General features: G+C 56.9%; 11 protein-coding genes and 1 pseudogene. 4 read left to right on the top strand and 8 right to left on the bottom strand.

Translation table 11 applies throughout. From position 1 onward, the window contains the following. Nucleotides 1-522: 522 nt before the first annotated feature. A pseudogene (locus tag IVA78_RS24695) lies at nt 523-1,127 on the top strand (3-methyl-2-oxobutanoate hydroxymethyltransferase); the annotation flags it as partial. A gap of 439 nt (nt 1,128-1,566) precedes the next feature. Here IVA78_RS24695 and nolL read toward each other — a convergent pair. The 6 genes from nolL to IVA78_RS24675 form a co-directional block, all read right to left on the bottom strand. Then, on the bottom strand, nt 1,567-2,688 hold the full coding sequence (nolL, locus tag IVA78_RS24690) for a nodulation factor fucose acetyltransferase NolL (protein ID WP_247458956.1): 1,122 nt from the start codon (nt 2,686-2,688) through the stop codon (nt 1,567-1,569). A gap of 1,059 nt (nt 2,689-3,747) precedes the next feature. Further along, nucleotides 3,748-4,197, bottom strand: coding sequence for an aminotransferase class III-fold pyridoxal phosphate-dependent enzyme (locus IVA78_RS34320; protein WP_253075281.1), 450 nt, complete (start codon nt 4,195-4,197; stop codon nt 3,748-3,750). Next, nucleotides 4,188-4,460, bottom strand: a complete 273-nt coding sequence (locus IVA78_RS34315) for an aminotransferase class III-fold pyridoxal phosphate-dependent enzyme (RefSeq protein WP_253075120.1) — start codon at nt 4,458-4,460, stop codon at nt 4,188-4,190. The genes IVA78_RS34320 and IVA78_RS34315 overlap by 10 nt, the downstream gene beginning before the upstream one ends. Continuing rightward, nucleotides 4,460-4,765 carry an aminotransferase class III-fold pyridoxal phosphate-dependent enzyme gene (locus IVA78_RS34310; RefSeq protein ID WP_253075282.1) on the bottom strand — a complete coding sequence of 102 codons (306 nt, stop codon included), beginning with the start codon at nt 4,763-4,765 and terminating at the stop codon, nt 4,460-4,462. Before IVA78_RS34310 ends, IVA78_RS34315 begins: the two co-directional genes overlap by 1 nt. Nucleotides 4,766-6,224: 1,459 nt before the next feature. Next, nucleotides 6,225-6,614 (bottom strand): response regulator, encoded by a 390-nt coding sequence (locus tag IVA78_RS24680; protein WP_247468339.1) that lies wholly within the window; start codon nt 6,612-6,614, stop codon nt 6,225-6,227. A gap of 91 nt (nt 6,615-6,705) precedes the next feature. Further along, nucleotides 6,706-7,335, bottom strand: a complete 630-nt coding sequence (locus IVA78_RS24675; RefSeq protein ID WP_247468349.1) for a response regulator transcription factor — start codon at nt 7,333-7,335, stop codon at nt 6,706-6,708. A 3,129-nt stretch (nt 7,336-10,464) separates the two neighbouring features. Here IVA78_RS24675 and IVA78_RS24670 point away from each other — a divergent pair. After that, entirely contained in the window at nt 10,465-16,035 is a 5,571-nt protein-coding gene (locus IVA78_RS24670) for an ATP-binding sensor histidine kinase (protein WP_247468338.1), read from the top strand. Between the two features lie 777 nt (nt 16,036-16,812). On the opposite strand, the gene IVA78_RS24665 is transcribed toward IVA78_RS24670, so the two are convergent. Then, nucleotides 16,813-17,439 (bottom strand): FMN-binding negative transcriptional regulator, encoded by a 627-nt coding sequence (locus tag IVA78_RS24665; RefSeq protein WP_247468336.1) that lies wholly within the window; start codon nt 17,437-17,439, stop codon nt 16,813-16,815. A 1,395-nt stretch (nt 17,440-18,834) separates the two neighbouring features. Between IVA78_RS24665 and IVA78_RS24660 the strand changes: the two genes are divergently transcribed. Both IVA78_RS24660 and IVA78_RS24655 read left to right on the top strand, forming a co-directional pair. Then, a complete protein-coding gene (locus tag IVA78_RS24660; protein WP_247468335.1) occupies nt 18,835-19,671 on the top strand; it encodes a hypothetical protein in 837 nt (278 codons plus the stop codon). 448 nt (nt 19,672-20,119) lie between these two features. Further along, entirely contained in the window at nt 20,120-21,049 is a 930-nt protein-coding gene (locus IVA78_RS24655) for a TauD/TfdA family dioxygenase (RefSeq protein WP_247468345.1), read from the top strand. Between the two features lie 780 nt (nt 21,050-21,829). On the opposite strand, the gene IVA78_RS24650 is transcribed toward IVA78_RS24655, so the two are convergent. Then, nucleotides 21,830-23,383 carry a carbohydrate porin gene (locus IVA78_RS24650; protein ID WP_247458952.1) on the bottom strand — a complete coding sequence of 518 codons (1,554 nt, stop codon included), beginning with the start codon at nt 23,381-23,383 and terminating at the stop codon, nt 21,830-21,832. Nucleotides 23,384-23,465 lie beyond the last annotated feature (82 nt).

Below are 23,465 nucleotides of genomic sequence, written 5' to 3'. Positions count from 1 at the left end.
ACCAGGCGCGGCTCGGATAGGCTTTCCAAAACAATCCGCGCCTTCCTCCTCAGACCAGCGGCGCCGCCGGCCTGTATCAACCACTTCAAGTCGATTCAGAGTACTGATCGTATGGCTGTCCATACGTACAGTTCTCAACCATCAGGCCAGCCCGCCGCAAGGCGTCTCCCCTCGGAGGCTTATTCCTTGTCAGCAGCCAGAGGTGATGGACATGCCGCCTTAAAGGGCCGACAGCGGCTTTGACACGTAGATCGCAGCCTCATAAGCACATCCACTATCGCCGCTCGCGTGCGTCGTCTCCAGGCCGCCGTTTTTGACGCTCAGAATGTTCGGATGGTCAGTCCCAGGAACACCGCGCAGAGGACATGTTGAAAGACCTTATTTGCTGACCCCCAATCATTGGAAACTTTGTGCTTCCGATTTCTCAGTGACGCGCCTTTTCGGGCTCCCTAATGACAGATACCTTTCGCTCTCCAATGGGAAGGCCATTTCCAGAGACATGCGGGGCCGGATCAGATCGACATGAGCCACACTTCGCAGCTGGCGGTTGAACGCGTCACGATTCCAGTTCTGCAACGACGCAAGGAGGAAGGGCGCGCCATCGTGATGATCACGGCTTATGATGCGGGTAACGGCACGCATCGCCGATCCTGTCGTCGACGTCATTCTTGTCGGCGATAGCGTCGGCAACGTATGCCTTGGGTTTGATGACCACTTTACCGGTCAGCATGGCGATGATGAATCACCACCTGGACGTGGTCGCACAAACAGGGCCTGGCGCTAGCTGACATGCCGTTTCTCAGCTTTCATCTCAGTTCCGACGACACGATACGCAACGCTGGAGGCGTCCTGCAGCGTGGCGCAGACGCCGTCAAGCTTCGGGAGGGGGTAAGCGGGTCGAGATGATCCGAGCCTTGGTGAATTGCGAAATTCCCTTGATGGGTCATCTTAGTCTCACGCCACAAAGCGTCAACGCGATGGGTGGCTTCAAGGTACAGGGTCGGAACGCGGACGATGCCCTACGTCTGCTTGACGATGCGCACCAGCTACACCAGGCCGGATGCTTTGCTCTTGTCCTCGAAGGCATCCCGGCCGAGCTCGCTGCGCGAGCGACTGAATCTCTGAGCACAACAGGCTCGAGATGAGCACGCCTCGCCATCTCATCGAACAAGAACGGCTTGTTCGTTGCCGAGGGCCTTTTACTTCGGGCAGCTGCGGGCCGAGACGGAAATTCGAACGACTGGGACGTCTCGGGTTCAGTACTTGAGTACGGCGCTCGAAGAAATCGCCAGATCTGGGTCGAAACCCGGCGGCTAGACGACTGGTGCAGCGAAGCTAATCTCACGACAGTCGATCTTGTTTGGACGGACGCAATGGGCTGAGTTCGCCGGTGGCATACAAACCCTGAGCAATACACGCTTCGATGGGGTTGCTCTTATGCCGATCACCGGCTCGACCGGCGGCACGCCGTCTCCGCCGGATCTGGCTTCGAACGCTATTCCGGCGGCGTCACAAGTCGATGCTATCGCCATACCCTGCCGTACTCAAACAATCAAATGCATACAGCTAGTTAATTGCAGGTTTGGCTTGCGGAAGACCTGAGCGTGGCGGCATTCCAAGGACGAGCTGCGACAGATATGGAACGCCGCGAACAATCGAGCGCACCGTTAGCGCGATCGCAATAATCGCCGCACCGAGCATACCCGCGATGATCAACCGGGTCGTGAGATCCCAAAGTTCTCCGAACTGTACGAAATCCATGAGACGGAACACGGTACCCTGGACCAGGTAGAGCAGCAACGTGGTCTGGCCCAACTCCACAGCGATAAAGCGGGCCATTCGATTTGAACGGCCAACGCTCCAGCATTGCAGCAGGAGTTCGATAGCGATTGCTGAGGCAGCTGCAGAGCCAACAAACATCAGAAGCACGTTTTTAGCCGACCGGAAATCGTGAATTACCCCAAGATTATTGTAGACATAGGTATCCTTGCCCCAAGCTAGAAAGCATACGCAGGTCACTATCGAGAGAAGTAAAATTAGGAGCGGCTTGTGATGTCGCGACGCACGCGTCCATCGTTCTCTCGATTGAGCAAGCAAGAAGCCGAAGCAGAAGAACGGGTAAGTGAATCTGATCAGGGGTGATATGGAGAATGTCAGAGGCGCGAGTGCGACCAGTATGGCTAAGCCAGATATGACCCACGATTGGTGGTTTAGCCTGGTAGAAATCTTGAGGAGAAGGTAGGAAACAAACGTGGCCCAGATGAACCAGTATGTGCCAGCGAAATCGTCTACAAATTCCAAAAGTCCGCTCGCTAGGCTGGGCGCGCGCCACAATGCCGCCAGCTTAGCTGTCTCCATGAACGTCCACCAAAACAGCATCGGCAGCAAGAGCTGCTTCGCACGGTCGCTGGCGGCTCGAGTGAACGACTTTTGCAGCAGTGATCGAGAAGAAAGATATCCGCTTATCGCCATAAAGAGCGGCATGTGAAACATATAGATCGATTTGTAGTACGGCGAATACCAAAACCCGTCGTCTCGGTAGATGACATACTGAATCAGGTGCCCAACGATCACCAAAACAATGAGCGCACCTTTCGCGAAATCTAAGCTTAGATCTCGATCGTTTGCCTCTGTCGTGCGCGAGCTCGGCGCGATCGTTCCAGTCACGCGTAGCAATGTATCAAACATCTAGATATCTGTTGTTGATGAGCCGGCGGCCCGTTGTCCGCTTCTTCTGCCTCATTTTTGATCCAAACGAAAGGTGATGGCGGGAGTTTTTGGAACGGGAATAGTCAGGCCTTGAAGATGGAGCTGGCCGAGCGTCTCTGAATGCCTCGCGGAACTTTGTGGCAGAGCAGATATCTAATTTGAGATATTTGTGTAGCAGTACGGGCACGGCATACTACTTGCAGACGCGGTTCTGGGAGGAAGACTGTCGCGCTCAGTCCTCCACTCAGCCCGACGCATCTCGGACCCGGCAGATGCGTCGGGCTTCTTCGGTTGGCCCAGCATAGTTGACATTTGGTCCGTCACCTTCGCTTGCCGCCGAGGCGCTCACGCCAAATAGGGGCTTCTGATAGCTGAACTCGGGCACTCGCCTGCACTTCTGCAAATGCTTCGTCCACAGCGCCGGTCGCCGGCCAACCAGTCGGTGTGATATCTCTCGTAATCGCGTTGCTCTCCTTTGGAATCAGCACCCCGAGCCTACCGGCTCAAGGTGACAACGCCGACCTCTTCAGAAATTCAACAGAACCCGGGACATCCCCACCGCTCATTCCTTGACGGCTTTCGTCGCAAAGCCGGCCGCCGGAGTGATTATTGCTGCACCTATGCTCTAAACGGCTCAGGCTGGATCGCTGCTGCACAATCTCCGGTCCTAACAAAGTCGCGCCGGTGCGGCTGGGCACGTGGCCACCAAGAAGCCATACCACGCCATTCGACTCCATTCCGCTGCGAGCTCACCTTCGGCAGACCTCAGAGTGGAAACTTTAGATAACCAGCTCGACCAAAGTCGCTCGCGACTGCGAGGTTCAAAGGTGCTGCTCGCACTCACGTGCTGTGGACCGAGGAGGGCAGCAGGCGTTCTCCACGCATCAGCCGACTCGGCGGATCACAGATAGCCTTGGCCTTCAGGCTTCACCTTGATGATCATGGCCTCAAAACTCCTGACCATTTCGGCGGCAAGCGAGAACACACGCCACGACTTGTGCGGCGATGCGGTCGCTAGCAACAGGTTCTCTCGTGCGCCTACAAGTTTAGCTTGCTCGGGCTGAATCCAACGTTTCGGTCAATGACTCCTCGAATATGTCTAGGCCCTTGTCCCAACGTTTCTTGCTCGATCGTAAGTGCAGGCAAGAACTTTACAACCTGATCGGTCGGTCCGCATCGCTCGATAATCAATCCCTTCTCAAACGCTCCATGTGACGTCGCCTCTGCGATTTCGGTCGTTTTGCAATCGAATCCGCATACCATGCCCCGTCCACGAACAGCAAACCTGTTTCCGTGCTGGTGCGCGATAGCATCGAGTCGACGCCGCATAAATGCGCTCAAGCGTCGGACCTGTTGCGAGAACGTCTGGTTGCGCCAATACAGATTCAAAGCCGCTTTGCCAGAGACGAGTGCAAGGTTGTTTCCTCGAAACGTCCCCGTGTGCTCGCCTGGTTCCCATGCGTCAATCGCTTCTTTGATCAGGAGCATCGATAGTGGCAAACGTACCCACTCAGCGATTTCGACATTACAACAATGCCTGGCGACAACGCAGCGAACTCTAAACTGAAGAACTCGCCTGTACGGCCACAGCCCATTTGGATATCGTCAACTATGAAAATAGCTCCGACCTCTTTTGCCAAAGCCTGAATTGACTGCAACCATTCCTCGCCGGCGACGTTAATGCCTCCCTCTCCTTGCACGGTTTCGACGAGAATGGCGGCTGGAAGATCAGTGCCACTGCTCTCGTCCATTAATACCTTTCGCACGTAATCCGCCGCACTGTGAGCGGAGCCAAGATACCCATCATAGGGCATGAACGTTGTGCCGATAAAGGAATGCTGCTGCCTTTGCGGTAAAAGCGGTTACCGCTCGCGGCTTTGGCTCCCAAACTTTGGCCGTGATATCCATTCGTGAAAGAAATGACGTTGTGACGTCCTGTGATCTTACGCGAGAGCTTTAGAGCTGCTTCAATAGCGTTAGCTCCCGTAGGCCCCGTAAATTGAAAGCGGTAGGAAAGATTCCGTTCACGAAGGATGACAGAGCTAAAGGTCTCCATGAATTCGACCTTTGCTGGAGTGGCCATGTCCAAGCCGTGGACGACCCCCGTCCGACTCCAGATACTCGCTGATTGCCGATTTGATCTCCTGATTGTTGTGGCCATAATTTAGCGCTCCAGCGCCGGACAGAAAGTCAATGACCTTTCGGCCACCCTCTGCGAACATAATCGAGCCGCGCGCCCTGCTGAAGACAGCAGGAAAAGAACGTGAGTACGAACGCACGTTGGACTCTAGCATTTCGACTGTCTTCATTCTGTGCGGCTCGTGTCCTCCAACCATGTGGTCGTCTCCTCGACAAGAAAATCTGCCCGACGAACAAGCGCGCGGCCAACATCGTACAGGATTGGCAGACCACGAGCGCACGGTTCCGGCGCCTCTCGGCGTCCTTTGGGCTATGCGTAGGGCGTCTGAAAATCAGCTCCAACGGCTTACCCGAGAACCAGGCGGAACAAAGCTACTATGTTTAGTAGTTTCGTCTCCATCCAGCGAGGGCCCCGGCTAAGTCGTCCTTCGCGGGCAGATTTGCTTAGCCGCGCGCGATTGAAGAATTTGCGCGTACTGCGCGGTTAGCTTGGAAACGGGGAAGTATGTGGGCCGAAAAATTTCATCGCGACCAGAGGGGCCGATGCGCTCCCGGCGACGGCGGAGCCCGCCAGCCGGAAGCGTGTGTTGGTGGCTCACGCTCACGGTCCCGGCGAGTAGAAGGGACACGGCCGCCGCAGATCTGGCCCGGCGCGCGGGCTTATCGCGCGTCCAGAGCCCCGCTTTGGGCCTTGCGTTTGGCCGGGACCGGCGCGGAGAGGCGTGGATGCGTTCGGCAGCAAAGGCGTGGGCTTGAAATCGCTTCGACCAGTGGCATTTGTGTTGCCCCGCAGCGGATGCGTAGGTTTCCGGTGCTTCGGCCCGCCGAAGGGTTGCTGGGAGCGAATGCAAGTTGGCGAGTTTGGCGTACACCACTCGATCCTGCGAAAGCCAACATCGCCAAAATGCGATCTTTGTGGCTTTTGTGAATTCCGCACCGATCGTTTCGACCGACTGCGTGATTTTGGCCGCGATCGCCGCGCCTTTCCTCCCACAAACTCCGGTGCCCGACCTATCTGGAGCGGTCGCACAAGTTTTAGGTGAGTTCTTTGTTCTAACGAGGTACTGCCGGCAAGCCGGTGCCGTGGCACTTTCGCGCTAAGCTCAGTCGTAGCACTGAACGTAGGGCGCTCCTTCGTTAAAGCGAGGAGGGCCTCGCCTCGTCTGATTGCGCGATCATACCAGAGGCGTCTTGTCAGGAGCCCGACGTTGCAAGTGTTTCAACCAGATGCCGAAAGTGCAACAACAACGACAGGAATGCGGCAAGATCGAAAGGCGAGGATCGCCACTGGCACGCGGTAGCACGGGCAATCGCGCATTGATCGACATCGTAAGCGCCGCGCGGGTGCGGCTTGGTCCAGACTGCTTCCCCGTCTTTCACGCGTTCGTTCCACCACGATGCTCGCTAAGCGCTTCATCGACGCAGGCGATCAAATCCAGACTGGCAAAGGGTTTGGCAAAAAAGCCGGTTACGCCGGCGCTCAACGCGCGGGCTCGCGTGCGATCATCTGCGAAGGCAGTCATCAGGATGAATGGCGCAGCGTGGCCCTGGGCCCGCATCTGTTCCAAAAGTTCAAAGCCGCTCATCATGGGCATCTGCACGTCTGCAATGACACAGGACGTATCGTTCAATTGAGATGACCGCAAGAATTCCTCAGCCGATGCAAACGTACGAACGTTGTGACCCTGCGATTTCAAAAGGTTGTTCAGTGCGGCACGAATCGAAGGATCGTCGTCGACAACGGAAACAGTTGAATACCTAGACAAGACGACCCGTTCTTAGTTGGGCGAAGGCGCTGGCGGAAGCATGACGGCCAGCAGAAGGATGCGCTTGCACGACGAAATTGTAAAATCATACCTAGGTTTGTACCCTGAAACGGTCGGTCCCAATTCCCAGCCTCTCAGTCATCCTGATCAAATCGGCCAGCGATCGAGCTCCCATCTTCTTCATCACGTGACCGCGATAGATTTTGACTGTAATCTCGGCGAGCCCGAGTTCCGCAGCTACCTGTTTGTTCAATAGGCCGGCGGCGACTAGTTTCAATACATCCTGCTCTCGTGGACTTAGGGCCTCAAACAAGGACTGCAGCCTCCTGACCACCTTGTCTACACCTCGTCTCTTCCGATCCTGTTCGATAGCTGCGACTACGCCATCGAGTAGTTCCTGATCGCGAAACGGCTTGCTGAGAAAATCGATTGCTCCACTCTTCATGGCTTTGACAGTCATCGGAATATCGCCATGAGCGGTGATGAAAATAATAGGAATGTGAATCTTCAGTTTGGCTAACTCACTCTGGAGCTCAAGGCCGCTCAATCCCGGCAGCCTGATGTCAAGCACAAGGCAGCTAGGAACATCAGGGAGCTCGCTCTGGAGCATTTCCCGGGCCGATCCGTAAGCAACGACATCCAGACCGATCGAACGAAATAGGTTGACCAGTGATTCGCGCATTGAGAGGTCATCGTCGACGAGGAAGACGCTCGGCCTCACCTCCGGCCCTACGACATTTGCGGCTTCCTTCCGCGGTTCAGAGCGCTTGGTCACGATCAGAGCCTCACTTGTACGATTTACAGTAGAATCGTCGCCTCACTACGACCTTTGATTGACCTTTCGAGGACTTTCGCGCAGTGCAAAGTTTGAGATTTTCCAGGTATGTGACGGGTCAGCCATTCGCGCCAGCGTGATGCATTACAGGAAAGTCTAGCAAAAACCGCCCGACTGGTCGAGAACTGCCTTTCGCGTCTGTCCGCCGTCGCGTCGGATCGGCCCCGCGGCATCGATCAAACGATCAGCAGCGATCGAGAAGCACCGACTCCAGAACTTGAGGCGCTCGCTTTAGCATGGCGGCGCGTGTCGCCTGGGCCTCGCGAATGAGGCTGCAGCGGACGACCCATTATGCGGCTGAAGGATCAGAATGCCCGGCGCCTTGGTAGTTGAACGCGGGGGCGCGAGCTGAGCGAATTGGCGCTATGGTGCCTGTGCATGCGCCGATCCCGCCGGCGTTGAGATCGGCAAGCGGCGTAGACTATCGCACCCATAGTAAGGAAAATAGACATCAGAACGAGTAGCAGCGGCATCAGCACATGAACTTTTCTTTTTCTCAGAGCGCCTGTGAGTTGCTCTTTGCGAGGTTGAGGAAAGCACCTTGCACCGACTTCGTACAACCTGACGCTAGGTGAGATTCAAGTCCTTTCCGTCATGTTTGTCGTAAAGATGCTCGAACTCGAGCTGCTGCAGGGGCGCTCACGTGCGTTCGTGCCGTTGCTTCCTTCACGAGGCTCGCACCCCAAGATGAGGCGGCGTAATCTGAATGGAGAGGCGGGACACACTCCATTCGATGTCCAGCTGCGGACCAGTTCGCCAAAAAGCAGTAATATTTGCTCTCCTGCATCAGCCAAACAACCGCTGATCCAGCGAAAGAATCATTCTCCTACCAGAATTGGCGGACATCACAGGTCCGTGCCAGGCACCTTGAAGATCCGCTCTTTGACCTACATAGGAACGACAAAACGCGCCCCGAGCGTCAACCTGAAGCTGTTGTCAGATCTGCCAGTAGCTCATCGATTTGCTCAGGGCCTACGGCTCAGGCAGGGTCATTACGGGCGGCCCGATGCACTCCGTTGAGCAGAAAGCGCGTCGGGCTCGCCCCACATCGCCAGGACATCCGTGGTGACGCTGCCTCGAATGGAGCAACCAGCGCGGCAAAACTGAGGCTCGCTCAGCAAGGCAGCGTAGGTAGTGACTGCCTGCTACTTCGCACCGGCCAGGAAGGGCTTGAATCGTTCGTAGCGTCAGGTTGTACGATGCCGGTGTACATCTATTGGCAAAGAAGGCGTTCCGCTGTTCTTCATTTTAATTGCAGTTCTCTTCACCGGTTTTGGGGTAGCTTACGCCTTTCTTGAACAGCGGTTCAAGCAGCGAACCGCAGCGAGCGGCATTCCGATCAGCGAGAGCCTATGCGGCGCCCGGTGAGCATCAGGGGTGCCTTTGTCGCGGGTCAGTTGCTCCATCAATGGGAGCAACAATGAAGAGAATAGTTATGAGCGCGGTTTCGCTCACAGTGGCTCGCAGATTTGCCCTTGATGCTGTGGTTCAGAGTCGATCACTGCATGGCGCCTCCAACATGGAGCCAGGAGTGAACGTCGATCTCGAAAACGGCACCCGCTTGTCGGCCGGATTTCTAGCCTGAGCGCCCTTGCGGCGTTTATGTTCAGCGATTCGACAAGCATATTGCTTCTCCTCGGGCCTTAGAAGCACGCCTTCATGGGCGATTGTGGAGCAAACTTCTTTGGCGACAGTGCTGTTAAGCGTGGGTGAATTCTCGGGACCAGCTTCTGTGAGAAAGGGTCGTTCGACATGCCAGATATCAGCAAGGCGATCGCCGAGCTCACTGATCGTCTGATCGCATTCAGAGCGGTTCGCACAATAGTCAACCAGGGAAGCGACATTCCGCCGGTCAGCGTAAGTGCCCTGCCGTCCGGTATTCCTCGGCCGGCACCGACCTCAGATCTAGGGACTGCCCGGAGATCGACAGCTTCGTGCGGGCCTTGAGGGGAATAGGCTGAGCTGATACCGCGCCAGTGCGGTTTCAGCTCGAAAAAGCAATATCGGCCGCTTATGTCCGCGGGGTAGCCATCGAAGCGGCGGAAAGGTCCAGCTGTGCGACTTGCTGCAATGGACCGAGCGCTCCCAGCCCTAGTACATCCGATTTCGAGGGGCTCATGCAACCAAGAAGCTGCTTCAGTTCTTTGGCCCAAGTCGCTCGATCAGGCGTTGTCGTTTATTGGTCAATGTCCAAACGCGCCGCCGCATCATTGGATGCGTCTCGTTGGAGCGAAGTCTCTGCTGCGATCGTGAATCAGGCTCGTGACTAGCGTCTGAGAGGCGTTGTCGAAGGGGCAGCCTTCCTCAAGTGCAATGTTGTGCACGGCGAGCTCCTTCAATATCGTGTCGGATACGCAGGCTCTGTGCTTCCTTAGCTCGGTACGGCGACCTCAGTGTCGCCGCGCTGCTTGTTTCATGGGGACAGCAGGATCGACATTTCACAGATAACGCCGGGACGGACCGGGCGCACGCTAAGGTCCTGATAGCGCGCGCCGGGTTGTGGCGCTCGGGGCTTCAGTTCTCGCCAGGAGATCTCGCAATTGGCTCATGGGATGGCGTTGCGCATCGCGGCCCGGACGCTCAGGCCGATGCAGCGCTCAGAAGCCGGCGTCCAATGGCCTCGCGCGTTGTGCCGATCATGGGCAAACCGATCAGGTTTCACATGTCATTGTCTGCTTGAGCGGTAACAGCGATCTGGGCGCTGCTGCACGTCGCGCAGTGGGCCGTGGTCGGGTAACGGGCCACGAGCCGCTCTATCGAATACAATCCTTCGCCCACATACTGCGCTAGTCGGCAGCGCCCGCCGCCGATGCTGTGCAGGCCCGGCCGGCGCGCACGACTGGGCTGGATCGACACGATCGGGCCACGCATTGGGTGTGTAAGTCGCATCTCGGCGTGCCGCGGTCCACTCTTTGGCGGCCTTAATCGGTACTCGCGCCGTTTTGCGAAGTCCCTTCACAAGCTCGCCCCATATGTGTCAGGTTTCGGCTCAGTCCTTATTGACCGGGCGGGCAAATGCCGCGGGACCCCCTCAGCCGAACTCTGTTCGGCTCAAATGTCGACAGTGACATCCAGCCCCTGTGGGAGGACGGTGATCGCGCGTTCTGCCGTGCGTGGCGCCGGCAAATCCACGGCAGCAGGGCTGTCGTGCTTGTCGTGCGGCCCATCACGGAAGACCCAACGACGCTCGACCGCCTCGCCCATGAGTATGAGCTGAGGGAGGAGCTAGACGAGGCATGGGCGGTGCGGCCGTTGGAACTGATCCGGGAAGCTGGTCGGACTATGCTGGTCCTGGAGGATCCATGCGGCGAGCCACTGCTAAATTTACTCGGGGTCCGTATGGAACCCAAGCGCTTCCTGCGCCTCGCTGTTGGTATCGCCAGGGCCGTGGGCAAGCTTCACCGGCACAGCTTAGTCCACAAGGACCTGAAACCCGCTCACATTCTGGTCAATTGTCCTGACGAACAGGTACGACTCACTGGTTTTGGTCTGGCTTCCCGTCTTTCCCGCGAGCGCGTGCCGCCTGAGCCTGCCGAGTTCATCGCCGGCTCGTTGCCCTACATGGCGCCCGAACAGACCGGACGAATGAATCGCTCGGTCGATTGTCGCAGTGATCTCTATTCACTTGGCGTGACATTCTACCAGATGCTGATCGGCGCGCTGCCGTTCACGGGCTCAGATCCCTTGGAGTGGATCCATTGTCATATTGCAAGAAAAGCAATACCGCCCGTCGAGAAATCACAAAACCTCCCCCTGCCGATATCTCAGATTGTGATGAAACTCCTCGCGAAAACCGCCGAGGAACGCTACCAGACTGCCGCTGGCCTTGAGCACGATCTGCAACACTGTCTCGCAGCATGGGCCACCCACGGTCGCATCGACCCGTTTGAGCTCGGCACAGACGACACACCTGATCGGTTGCTCATCCCCGAGAGGCTCTATGGCAGAGCCCTTCAGATCGAGGCTTTGCTTGCCTCTTTCGATCGCGCGGTGAAGAGCGGCACGCCGAGGTTGGTGCTCGTCGCCGGTTACTCCGGCGTCGGTAAGTCTTCGCTCGTCCAGGAGCTACACAAAGCACTGGTGCCCTCGCGCGGGCAGTTGGTGTCAGGCAAATTCGACCAACTGAAGCGCGACGTTCCCTATGTGACGCTAGTGCAGACGTTTCAGAGTCTTGTCCGTCCTCTTCTCAGCAAAAGTGAGGGCGAACTCGCCACCTGGCGGCAAGCGCTGCGGGAGGCGCTCGGCGCGAATGGACGACTGATGGCCGAATTGATTCCCGATCTGAGCCTGATCATTGGCGAGCAGCCCGCGGTTGCTGAGCTTCCAGCCCGGCAAGCGCAAATTCGTTTCCAGCTGGTGCTTCGTCGCTTTATTGGCGTGTTCGCCCGGCGAACCCATCCTTTGGTGCTCTTCCTCGACGATTTGCAGTGGCATGATGCCGCAACGCTCGACTTGATCGAGGATCTCCTGACCCAGTCGGATCTGCACCTGCTGCTCATTGGAGCTTACCGCGGCAACGAACTTGATGCAGGCCATCCACTCAAACGCAAGCTCGACTCCATCAGGGGAGCCGACGTAAATTTCGAGGAGATCACGCTCTCGCCGCTCACTGCAGACGATGTCGCGCAGTTAGTCGCGGATACCCTTCGCTGCGGACCAAAACGCGCTGCCCCGCTTGCAAAGTTGGTGCATCAGAAGACGATGGGTAATCCGTTCTTCGCCATTCAATTCCTTTCTGAACTGGCCGAAGAGCAGCTGTTGACGTTCGATCACGAGTCGGCGCGCTGGCGATGGGATCTCGAGCGTATTCACGCAAAAGCGTACACCGAGAACGTCGTGGATCTGATGCTCGGCAAGCTCATCCGCCTGCCCGAGGAAACGCAGGACGCGCTGCAACAGCTGGCCTGTTTCGGCAACATCGCCGGGACGGCGGAGCTTGCGATCGTGCTCGAAATTTCGCAGGAGCAGGTGCACGCGACCCTGTGGCCGGCGATCCGGCAGGAACTGATCGCGCGCCACGGAACAGCCTACCGCTTCCTCCACGATCGCGTTCAAGAGGCGGCCTACTTGCTGGTGCCAGAATCCTCGCGCGCTTCTGCCCATCTGCGGATCGGTAGGATGCTGGCGGCACACGTCCCTGCGCACAAACGCGAAGAGGCTATCTTCGACATCGTCAGCCAACTTAATCGAGGTGTCGCGCTAATTGCCTCCGGTCAGGAGCGTGAGCAGCTCGCAGAGCTGAATTTAGTGGCAGGGCAGCGTGCCAGGGCGTCGGCGGCCTACGCCTCGGCACTCACATATTTCACCGTCGGTGCTGCGCTGCTCGCGGAGCACTCTTGGCAAAGGCGCCACGAACTCGCGTTCGCACTGGAGACAAGCCGGGCCGAATGCGAATTCTTGGTAGGCCAGCTGGACATTGCAGAGAGCCTCCTGTCCGTACTGTCGAAGCGCGCCTTGAACGCGCCCCAGCGAGCAACGGTCGCATGTTTGCGGGTCGATCTTTACTTGACGCTCGGTCAGCACGGGCGGGCAGTGCTCACAGGGCTCGAATATCTTCACGACGTCGGGATCGAGTGGTCGCAGCATCCGACGGACCAGGAAACATTAGCCGAATATCAGCGGATGTGGTCACAACTGCCCGACGCAATCGAGGATCTTGCTAGTTTGCCTGCAATGACAGATCAGACCACGCTTGCCACGCTCGCCGTCTTGACCCGGATTCTTCCGCCCGCAGGTTTCACGGACGCCAATTTATCCGCTTTGGTCATCTGCAGAGCTGTCACCATCAGCCTCGAATACGGCAACACTGATGCTTCTTGCGCCCATTACGCATGGCTAGGCCGAATCTTGGCCGGGCGCTTCGGTGACTACCAAGCAGCTGACAAATTTGGTCGTCTTGCTTGCGACCTGGTTGATCGCGGTGAGTTCTCCCGTTTTCGGGCTCCCGTCTATTTGGCCTTCGGGTGCAACGTCATCCCGTGGACGAAGCCCCTAAGAGGTGGCCGGGTTTTGATCCGGCGAGCGCTCGCAGCTGCGGTCAGCAGCGGCGATGTCATCTATGAGGCGTACAGCTTGCTTCATCTAACCTCAAATATGATCATGGCCGGAGATCCCCTGAAAGAGGTACAGAACGAGATAGAGAAAAGCCTCGCTACGATACGGAATAGAAAGGTTCAGTTTGCTGCTGATACCGTAGCCGCTCAGCTCGCAATCATTAGAAGCATGCGCGGCCTCACGCGCTCATTCGGTTGCTTCGATGACCAACAATTTGACGAGCTAGACGTCGAGCGATCGTTGGCACGGAGTCCGGAGCTGTCACCTAGCGAAACCGTCTACTGGATCCGTAAACTTCAGGCGCGATTTATAGCCGGCGATTATGCTGCGGCTGTTGATGCTCGCTCCAAGGCGAAGCCCAAATTATGGACCATGCCGACAGAGCCGTTGATCGCGGAGTTTCACTTCTATGGTGCGCTGTCTCACTCATGTTATTGCGACAAGCCAGGCGAAAGCGAACAACAGCAACATCGGGATATCATTGATGCCCATTACAGACAGCTGCAGATATGGGCGGCGAATTGCCCCGAAAATTTTGAGAATCGGGCTGCCTTGGTCGGCGCTGAAATTGCAAGGCGGGAATACCGCGATACAGACGCAATGCGACTGTATGAACACTCAATCCAGACCGCAGCACGTGACGGTTTCGCCCACCACGAGGCAATCGCTTGCGAACTTGCAGCGCGCTTTTATGCTGCGCGCGGTTTTGACAGAATCTCCCGGGTTTACCTGCAGGACGCGCGGCGCGGCTACCTTCGTTGGGGAGCAGATGGCAAAGTGCGTCAGCTCGACGAGTTGAATCCCCATCTCAACCATGAGGAGACCACTCCTGCCGCGAATGGAATGAGGATCGGAGCTCCGGTTGAGCATCTTGATCTCGCGACGGTGACAAAAGTGTCGCAGGCGATTTCCGGCGAGATGGTTCTTCAAAAACTAATCGACACGCTTATGCGGACTGCCATTGAGCAGGCCGGCGCCGAACGAGGTTTGTTAATTCTGCTGCATGGAGGCGAGCCGCGGATCGAGGCGGAAGCCGCAACGGTGGCGGATGCGCTGCTTGTAAAGGTGAATGAACAACCCGTAACTCCGATGGCACTTCCCGAGTCCGTGCTGCATTTCGTCCTACGTGTCCGCGAAAACGTCATTCTCGAAGATGCTGCCGCCGAGCCTTCATTTGCGGAAGATCCGTATATCCGTGAGCGCAAAGCGCGTTCTATTCTTTGCCTGCCACTGATCACGCAGGGCAAGCTGATCGGCGTACTTTATCTGGAGAATAATCTCGCCGCGCGCATATTCTCGGCTGCCCGCAACTCGGTGCTGAAAATGCTTGCCTCGCAAGCTGCAACAGCGCTGGAAAACAGCCGGTTGTACAGCGAAGTTCAGCAACGGGAGTCGAAAATCCGGCGCTTACTCGACGCTAACATCATCGGAATATTTATCATCCGCGAAGGAGGCGAGATCATCGAGGCAAATCAAACCTTCCTCACGATGGTTGGATACGACCGAGAGGATCTCGTCGCGGGGCGAGTGAACGGTCTCGACCTGACACCGCCAGAATGGCACGAGCGCACACTGGATGCTGGAACAGAAGCAAAACGGACCGGAGCTGTTCAGCAGTTCGAGAAAGAGTATGTCCGCAAGGATGGCAGCCGCGTGCCGGTGCTAATTGGCCTCGCCGTCTTCGATGCGCGCGACGACCAAGGTGTTGGCTTCGTCCTCGACCTGACAGAGCGAAAGAGAGCGGAAGCGGAAGCCCGTGAAAGCGAACGACGGTATCGCGAGACTCTGATGGGGCTGGCACACGCCAATCGGATCACGACAATGGGACAGCTGGCCGCCTCAATCGCCCATGAGGTCAACCAGCCGATTGCCGCGATCAGCAGTAATGCGGGGGCGGGGCTAAATTGGCTCGGTGCTCAGCCGCCAAATCTGGAAGAAGTTCGACAGACCTTCGGTTTGATTGTCCGTGACAGTATGCGTGCAGGGAACGTGATCCGTCGGATCCGCGCTCTTATGAATAAGGCTCCTATGCAAACGGAGCTTCTCGCAATTGACGAATTGATCTTAGAGGTGCTGGCGCTAGTTCGCGCGGAACTTGCGAAAAATGATGTATGGGTGCAAACGCGACGGGCTGAGGCGTTGCCGCTCGTCCGCGCGGATCGCGTCCAGCTCCGGCAGGTGATTCTCAATTTGATCACGAATGCCATCGAGGCCATGAGCGAGATCAACGAAGGTGACCGCGAGTTACTGATCAGCGCGCGGACAGATGACTCGAACAACGTAGTGGTCACTTTTCGGGATACGGGTCCAGGACTTGATCCGAACAGCGCTGACCGCGTGTTCGAGGCGTTTTACACCACCAAGTCCGAAGGCATGGGCATGGGGCTCGCTATTTGCCATTCTATTATTGAGGCGCACGGAGGCCGGATGTGGGCGGGCGCCAATGATCCTCGCGGGGCGGTCTTTCAGTTCAGCATGCCGGTTGCGCCGCAGGGCGTGGATCGGTCGGAACAGGTCGCTTCACCGTCTTAGGCTCGAGTTGGATATCGAGCAGGGCGCTCCGGGAGCCCCGATCATCGTGACAGAAGCGAGCGGCGACACCTCGAGGATTTGAGACATTCGCGTTTCTTACTGCCCATCAAGGAGTGTTGGAGCGAACGACAGCAACCTCGATCGCGCGGTCTCGCAGATTTTCGCGAATTATCAGAAGATCTACAGTCTGACCGTAACGTCAGATTCAGGACGCTTTGAGGGCTTCCTGCAAGTCTCTTGAGACTTGCAGGGCGTCAAGCGGAATCAGACGAAAGCTGCACACGCAGTGTTCGAGAGAATGACGGCAATCGCCCTCCAAAGCATCTTTGTTTGAGTCGGGAGAGCGACATGATTTACTTTATAATGCATGCAACCGTCGCCTGTGGCTGCGCAGAGTCTCGGTGTGGCTGATCTGTTAGAGCCAATCCCAAGTGCTAAAGTGGTTTAGGAAGGGTTGCTTTGATAACAGTGTAGCCAGCGCAGCCCCCTTGAATCCGATCTCAATGCAGAGCATTCCTGTCATGCGCCCCGAAGCAGGCCCCGGATTGCAACCGGTGTACCGCTCTTCTCCGGAGTTGGCCTCAGGGCCTCGCGCCGCTGCTGCCGCTCGCAATAGGCGACGCGCAAGCGATGGCGTCGTGTATGGTTTTCTGTGCTCTGTAAAAGCGCCTGAGGCGAGCAGGAACCGACCGCCGCCGGCGCATCGCTGCGCAAAGTCGAGGATATGGAGAAAATCCAGGTGATACCGCGTCGTTCACAATACGTCGTTCGAGTTCGTCATCCTTTCGCAATGAGGTGAGCCACACGACGGTCGTCGTCACGGTCGCTCTTCGATAACCCTTCGATGACGCCGGCGCGATCCGCCGCGTTGCGGTTCTGGCTCATCTTCCGCGTGCCATCGAGCCGTGTAATTTGCAATCGCAGACCGACAATCCCCTTAAGCTCCGTTTTGATGAAATCGGCAGGGGCGTCAGAAATCGCCCAGCGGTCTTTGCCCGAGCGCTCATGCACATCGGTCAGCCGCGTGACCACCGTTCGCAGCCGATCGGCATCATCGAAGAATTCGACCGGCCCGTAGGCATGCACAGCGACATAGTTCCACGTCGGTACGGCCTCGCCTCTCTCGTGCTTGGTCACGTACCAGGAGGGGCTGACATAGGCCTCCGCTCCAGCGAAAATGGCCATCGCCTCGCCAGTCGGTGTCAGCTTCCACTGCGGATTCGCACGCGCCACGTGGGCGTAAATCGTGCCCATGGAGCCTTCGCGCTCGTCGAGTACTACGGGCAGCATCGTTCCAACAAGCCCTTCGTGAGTAGCGGTGATCAGTGTCGCCGAGCGTGCCTGGCGCATCGTCCGATGAACGTCGGTGATATCGACAACTTGGAAGGAGGGCGGCGTGTACATCGACGAAGCTCCCCGGCAGCCCGACGGAAAGCCGGGCGACTCATGATTCGGACTGGGGTACACCTCATGCTGGATCATAAAAACGATCAGTTTTGGTGGGTGGTTTCAGTCCTCCGCGCGCGCTAGGCCCTGGGGGCAGTAAACCTATGATGCGTCAAAGGTGCAGGTGCACATCGGAGGGTGAGTTTGCACGCTGGTCAGCCGTTGCCTTCTATGCGCCCGCTTGCAGACGAATTCGGCTCTTCGTGCCGATGACTGCAGCACATGAGCAGCTTCACCTTAGGGCTGTGAGTGGGGACGACCAGAATTGCGGCTGAGCCCTGCCGCATCAGCTCGAAGCGCCGCGAGCCGCAGGTTGGCGGTGACTGGCTGTGCTAGATCCGCCCCTGGCACTGGACAGACAATCAAAAACAAGGAAATCGTAGCCATTCCGGCGGCGTGATGATTGCCGGTTATGAAATCGATAGGAGGCGTCCGTCCGTGTGATGTGTCTGGCACGCGACATACGGGGCCAATCTGGCCCATCTATATCGCAGAAGAAGGGGCCTGACATCCGACGTGCAATCCAGGAAGACGAGGATCCCAGCCGCGCCGCCTATCTGTTTCCCGCGGATGCGAATTATCATGCATCACGCGTTCTGGTGCTGGTCGAAAATGCCGAAGAGCTCAAGCGCCTCCCGCCGGTCCAGCAAAACGTCGGGAGCGACGGCCCATCCTCCCAGGCCAGACGTGTTGCGCGCTACAGTATTCCGCTGACGGGGCCTCGAAGCATCGACCGCTGCTTTCATCGGCCGTGATTGGCTCTATGGCTACCCAGATCCATCACAGCTGGCGCGGAGCCTGCGGCTGCACACTTCGGCTGTTGCGTAGCATGGTTCCGATCTTCCGATCCTGCCTTATTGAGGACGATCTGATGGCGTTAACGCCGCATGCTGATGGCCTATTCCAGTTCAGCATTTCAGTTCGAGAGTTCAAGTCCTCGTGCGGATTTTCCGGGTAAGAGAGAGCATATGCCTATGAAGGACACGATGAGCACATCAAGCGGTCGTTGCGCGTGCTCGGTGGACTTGCTGTCGTCGTCGGCGTCTCTTCCGTGCTCGGATCGAACAATGTGCGATCGGAAGCCCTCAAGGGCTTTGGCTCTGCAGCGACGGGCGGCCTTGGAGGCGAGGTAGTTCAGGTCAGATCAACCAAAGCTCTGAAGTATGAGTTGTGTCGTTCGTACAGCGACGGGCACTGCAATGACAATAGTCCGCGCGAGATCCAGGTAGCCGGAACAATAGACTTTACCCGTACGGAAGGGCAAGGCGAGGGGCAGGGTTGCCAATACGGCCGTGCTTGTTCGGCACCTTACAAGAGTGAGTCCCTTCTCCTTATAGACGGCAACGATGCGCATTGCGATGGCAAGGAGAAGACATTGGTCGGCTTCGACGGGCCGGCAAGCGCCCGCTGGAGATTGGCTCAAACAAGACGGTGATCGGCGTTGGCCCGAGCGCTACAATCAAAGGGAAGGGGCTACGCCTAAATGGGGTCAGCAACGTCGTTATTCGCAACCTGACCATCAGTGATATCAATCAAGGCGTGATATTTGCCGGCGATGCTATTGCAATTGCACGAGCCGACCTGGTTAGGATCGATCACAACCGATTTCACAATATCGGGCGGCAGATGATTGCCGGCGGTTTTGGCCCTACGACGAATATTACGATTTCCTGGAACGACTTCGATGGCGGCGATACCTATTCCTCCTATTGTAACGGGGAGCACCATTGGAATCTCCTGTTTCTTGGTGTCCCGCAGACGATCACCATCGCAAATAACTATTTCCATGAGATCTCAGGGCGGGCGCCGCACATTGACGGAGCGCAGGCTATTATTCATCTCCTTAGCAATTACTTCCGCAACACGAATGCGCAACAGAGCGGCGGATTCTTCCATGCAGTGGATGCTGGACCATCTGTGCAAGTACTGATCGAGGGCAACTACTTTGACAACATTGAAACACCTATCAAGACTGGTAGTGGACATATCTTTGGCTTGTTGAGCAAACCCAGCCGGACCGTGCAGAACATCTGCCTCGCCGTGCTCGGACGTCTGTGCATCGAGAACATCGCGATCCCAGTGCCGCGGATCAATGGCTTTCGCCTGGATGAAGCCGTAGTTCATCGTTTGGAGCTCTTCCAAGGTCATCTATTCCTCTTCCATTTCCAGCCGATGATGTTTCGGCAGTGATCACGGCCAGGGCAGGTCCCGGACACCTTGAGAGCCGGTGACGGCCCGTTCGCAGAGGCGGCTCGAGACTGGCCGACGTCCGCAAACTGTTGAGCGGAGGGCGCATACTGGACGAGAACAGCACGCACAGCTGGCTGCCCGACGTTGCACGAGGACCGTATGGCCTTTCTCTTCGGGTGCCGAGCGGTACATTTCTTATCGATTATGTGCCCTATGCCTTTCGCCGCCGACCCGGGTGGCGTTGGCAAGAGGGTGGGAGGTGGCATCGAGTTCCTGGCAAACTGTTTGACTCGAATCCGATCCTGTACCTGACGGACGTTCACAGCTCCGTTTTCCGACTGGCATGGTGCTTGCTCGAGAGTACCCGTAGCGCGAGGCTCGCCTTCGAAACCGAGTCACACGCGCCCTTGTCCGCTTGAAGAAGCTGCAAAGCTTGGAAAAATTCGCAATGAAACAAACGGCTTCGACCGAGAGTGTCATTCCACTGACCGACGTCGTCAAGCGCGCAGCGCGCATCGGTGTTGAAATCAGAAATATCACGCTCTCGGGTGATTTACCGAGCCAAACTGTCGCTGGGATCAACAGCTTGCTGCTCGAACACAAGGTGATCTTCTTCCGTGATCAGGGGCATCTTGATGACGCGGAGCAGGAGCGCTTTGCTGCGTGTTTGGGAAGGCTGGTGCCGCATCCGACACTCGGTACGATCAATGGAACGACCTCGATCATCGAGCTTGATTCCGCGCGCGGAGGTAGCCGGGCTGATGTATGGCACGCCGATGGAACCTTTCTCGCGGCGTATCCTAGACTTGCGGTGCTGCGAGCCATTGTGGTCCCATCGTCCGGTGGCGATACGATTTGGTCGAACGCTGTGGCCGCCTATCTGGATCTGCCGCGGCCGCTCCAACGGCTTGCCGACGAACTCTGGACCGTTCACAGCAACGCCTTCGACTACGCCGGGACCTGCCGTGTTCGCGAAATCGACCAGAAGCATTTTGATGAGGTCTTTACCAAAACGATCTATGAGACGGAGCACCCGGTGGTCCGTGTACATCCCGAGACCAGCGAGCGCGCGCTGGTGCTCGGCGATCTGGTGCAAAGGTTTATTGATATCCCAAAACGCGACGGTCAGAAGCTGTTTGATCTATTCCAGTCTCATATCACGGCACCCGAAAACACCGTACGCTGGAGCTGGAAAGAAGGCGATGTCGCGATCTGGGATAACCGCGCAACGCAGCATTATGCGGTCAACGATTACGGTGACCAGCATCGCGTCGTTCATCGTGCCACAATCGATGGTGACGCGCCCGTCAGCGTCGACGGTCGATGCAGTGTAACGCGCCTCAAGACGACGAAGCACCCGTCCACGAAGGTTGCCTAGCAAGGCTCGGCAAATTCACCGATAATGCACTGCTCTTATCGCATGTTCGCGCGAATAGATGTTTGAGAAGAGAAGTGAACCCAGCAGAACGCCACGCGCAATTGGATGGGAGGGCTAACGCGCCGCAGACTCGGGAGGCGACCTCCTTGCTGGAGTAAGATGCTCAAGCTCGTCTCGACCGGCGAAAATGAGTCAGCATTCGAGTGGCGCAAGTCATCCGGCCGCGTCCGGTCGATTTGCCGCCGAAGGGGGGCACATCTCCGCCGACCTCGCGCATCGCCTTTCGGCCAGCGCCGCGACCGTCGGACAGATATAGCGATTGCCGTAGTCGGGTAGCTTTGGCACCTGTGTCGCGGTTCCGCTTACCACACCTCTTCGGCGTGAACTAAGCTCCGAGGGCACGATTTCGGCTTGTCATGGCAGAGTACGAGCTCGGACGCGAGTCTGACGAACTGCACCAGCAATCATCCAAAAGCAATGTCGCTGCCGCAAGCTCAGCACTCAATTGAACAAATGAGCATCGAACATCATTCCGCGGCCGGAGGGTATAGCTCTTGCGCAAGTACGATGTCGGCCTATCGCTCGTAGACCGAAGCAGCAGGCTCTAACCTACCATTCCCAACAGCATGCTACGTTGGATATCACGGCTCAATCTACGGGGTACCCGGCTTCGCGTCAGGAGCACAGCGGATACCAAAATCGCCGTGATGGGAGGCCCACACCGTTGAAAAGGGCGAGTGGGGATATCGACTACATGACGGTCCGCGCAGTCCTGAGAGCCTAGAAGAATACCGACGTAGATACCAATATATTCAGGGCGTGTCCTGTTTGCGGCGTGTAGGTAATGCTTGTCGGGTGATTGATGTACGTCAGTCCTACGGTTGTATATATCCCGGGCGCCAGATGCGCCGTATACAGTCCCGAAATTGCTGTGCTGTCCCGGTGCGCCAGCTGCTCTTTCGCCAATGCAGCGTCCACCGCGAAATGGCTCCAGATGGTGTTGTTGACAACAAGACTCATCTGATCAGTGGGCCGGCTGTCAAATAGGCCCTTCGCATACAGGCGAAGCTCGTAGTACTGACTAGCCCTATTTAGGTCAGGCGGAGCGTACATCGCAGAGAACCCGCCATAGATTCCGCGAGATGCCGAGCCATGGACGGCAGACTGCCAGAATTGCCTATCCGCAGCTACATAGTAGACGCTGTTCGCCTTGGCTGTCGGTTGCGTCGGATGCTGTAGGTCCGTGTAGCTGCTGTTGTTAAAGCCCGCGCCAGCCCGCAGCCAAGTCTCGGGTACCCCGGGAGCAGGCTTGTTCTTATAGCAAACTTCATCAAGTAAAAGAATGCCCGCGTCGCGCGTGCTCCAGTTCAAGCCAGTGGGATTTTCGCTTACATGCGTATATTGACCGGCTGGACTAAGCGAGCGCTGGATTGAGAGCTTGTTATATAAGCGATCGTCAAAATTGTACTTCAGATTAAAAGCCGGCGTTGGCGCCCAATTGTTGCTCATGCCTGCTTGGAACAGCATCTTCGACGAGGGTCCAAAAACTTTTTCTCCGGCACCCGCAAACTCATGTTGGTTCCTGAGGTAACCCACTTTGAGTTCGATCTTCCTTTCGAAGAACGTTTGATAGTAGGAAACTGCATTAATTCCCAGTCGGTCTGGCCCGGCGCTCTTCCATGTCCAATATTGATGCTCGGCTCCCACGACGATCTGACCGTCGGGAATTCCAAACCGAGCGAGGTCATAGGTCACGATCATAGAGTTGACCGTACTAAATGTCGGATTCTGGCCGACATATTGTTGATTGGCGATGGTGCTTCTGGTCGCATTACCGAGTTGATTGTTGACAAACGTGTTTAGGGTCCAGCCGGCGAATCCAATCCCGAGATCCGAAAGCTCGGATCTGACAGAAGCTGTATCCTGATCTATGGTGTCCGCAGGACCAGGCCCAGTGAACGCCGCACCTTTTTCGCGGAGCTTCTCGAATTTTGCGAATGGGTCAATCTGCTTTTGACTTCTGCTCTTGGCGGTGACCTCCGCACTGTCGCGCGTTGTGGTAGACCTAGCTGCTTTTGGCAGCGAGTTCCCAGAAAGGCGCGCTGCTCCTTTGGGCCGGCCGCTTCGGAAGGTTACAGCCGGATTCGAGATTGTTTGGCTTCTTGCTTCGGCGAGCTCATCGGGGCTGTGACTTCTAGGGCCAGAGATATCACCAGGTTCTGCCTCCGCCGAACTGCAGGCGAGACTAGCTATCAGGGAAAGGAGAATACGCCCTCTTGATTTCGCACTTGGTCGAGAGATGAAAGCAACTTCGCCAGCCGAGTATGTCCGCATGGATACTGGCGCTATACCGCAACAATGCATCGTGATTTCCACGTCCGTCGATTTGAATAAGGTGCACGTCCACCTGACGGTC

The sequence above is a fragment of the Bradyrhizobium sp. 137 genome, from assembly GCF_023074095.1.
Classification (GTDB): Bacteria; Pseudomonadota; Alphaproteobacteria; order Rhizobiales; family Xanthobacteraceae; genus Bradyrhizobium.
This window is presented reverse-complemented; position numbering and strand designations above follow the sequence as displayed.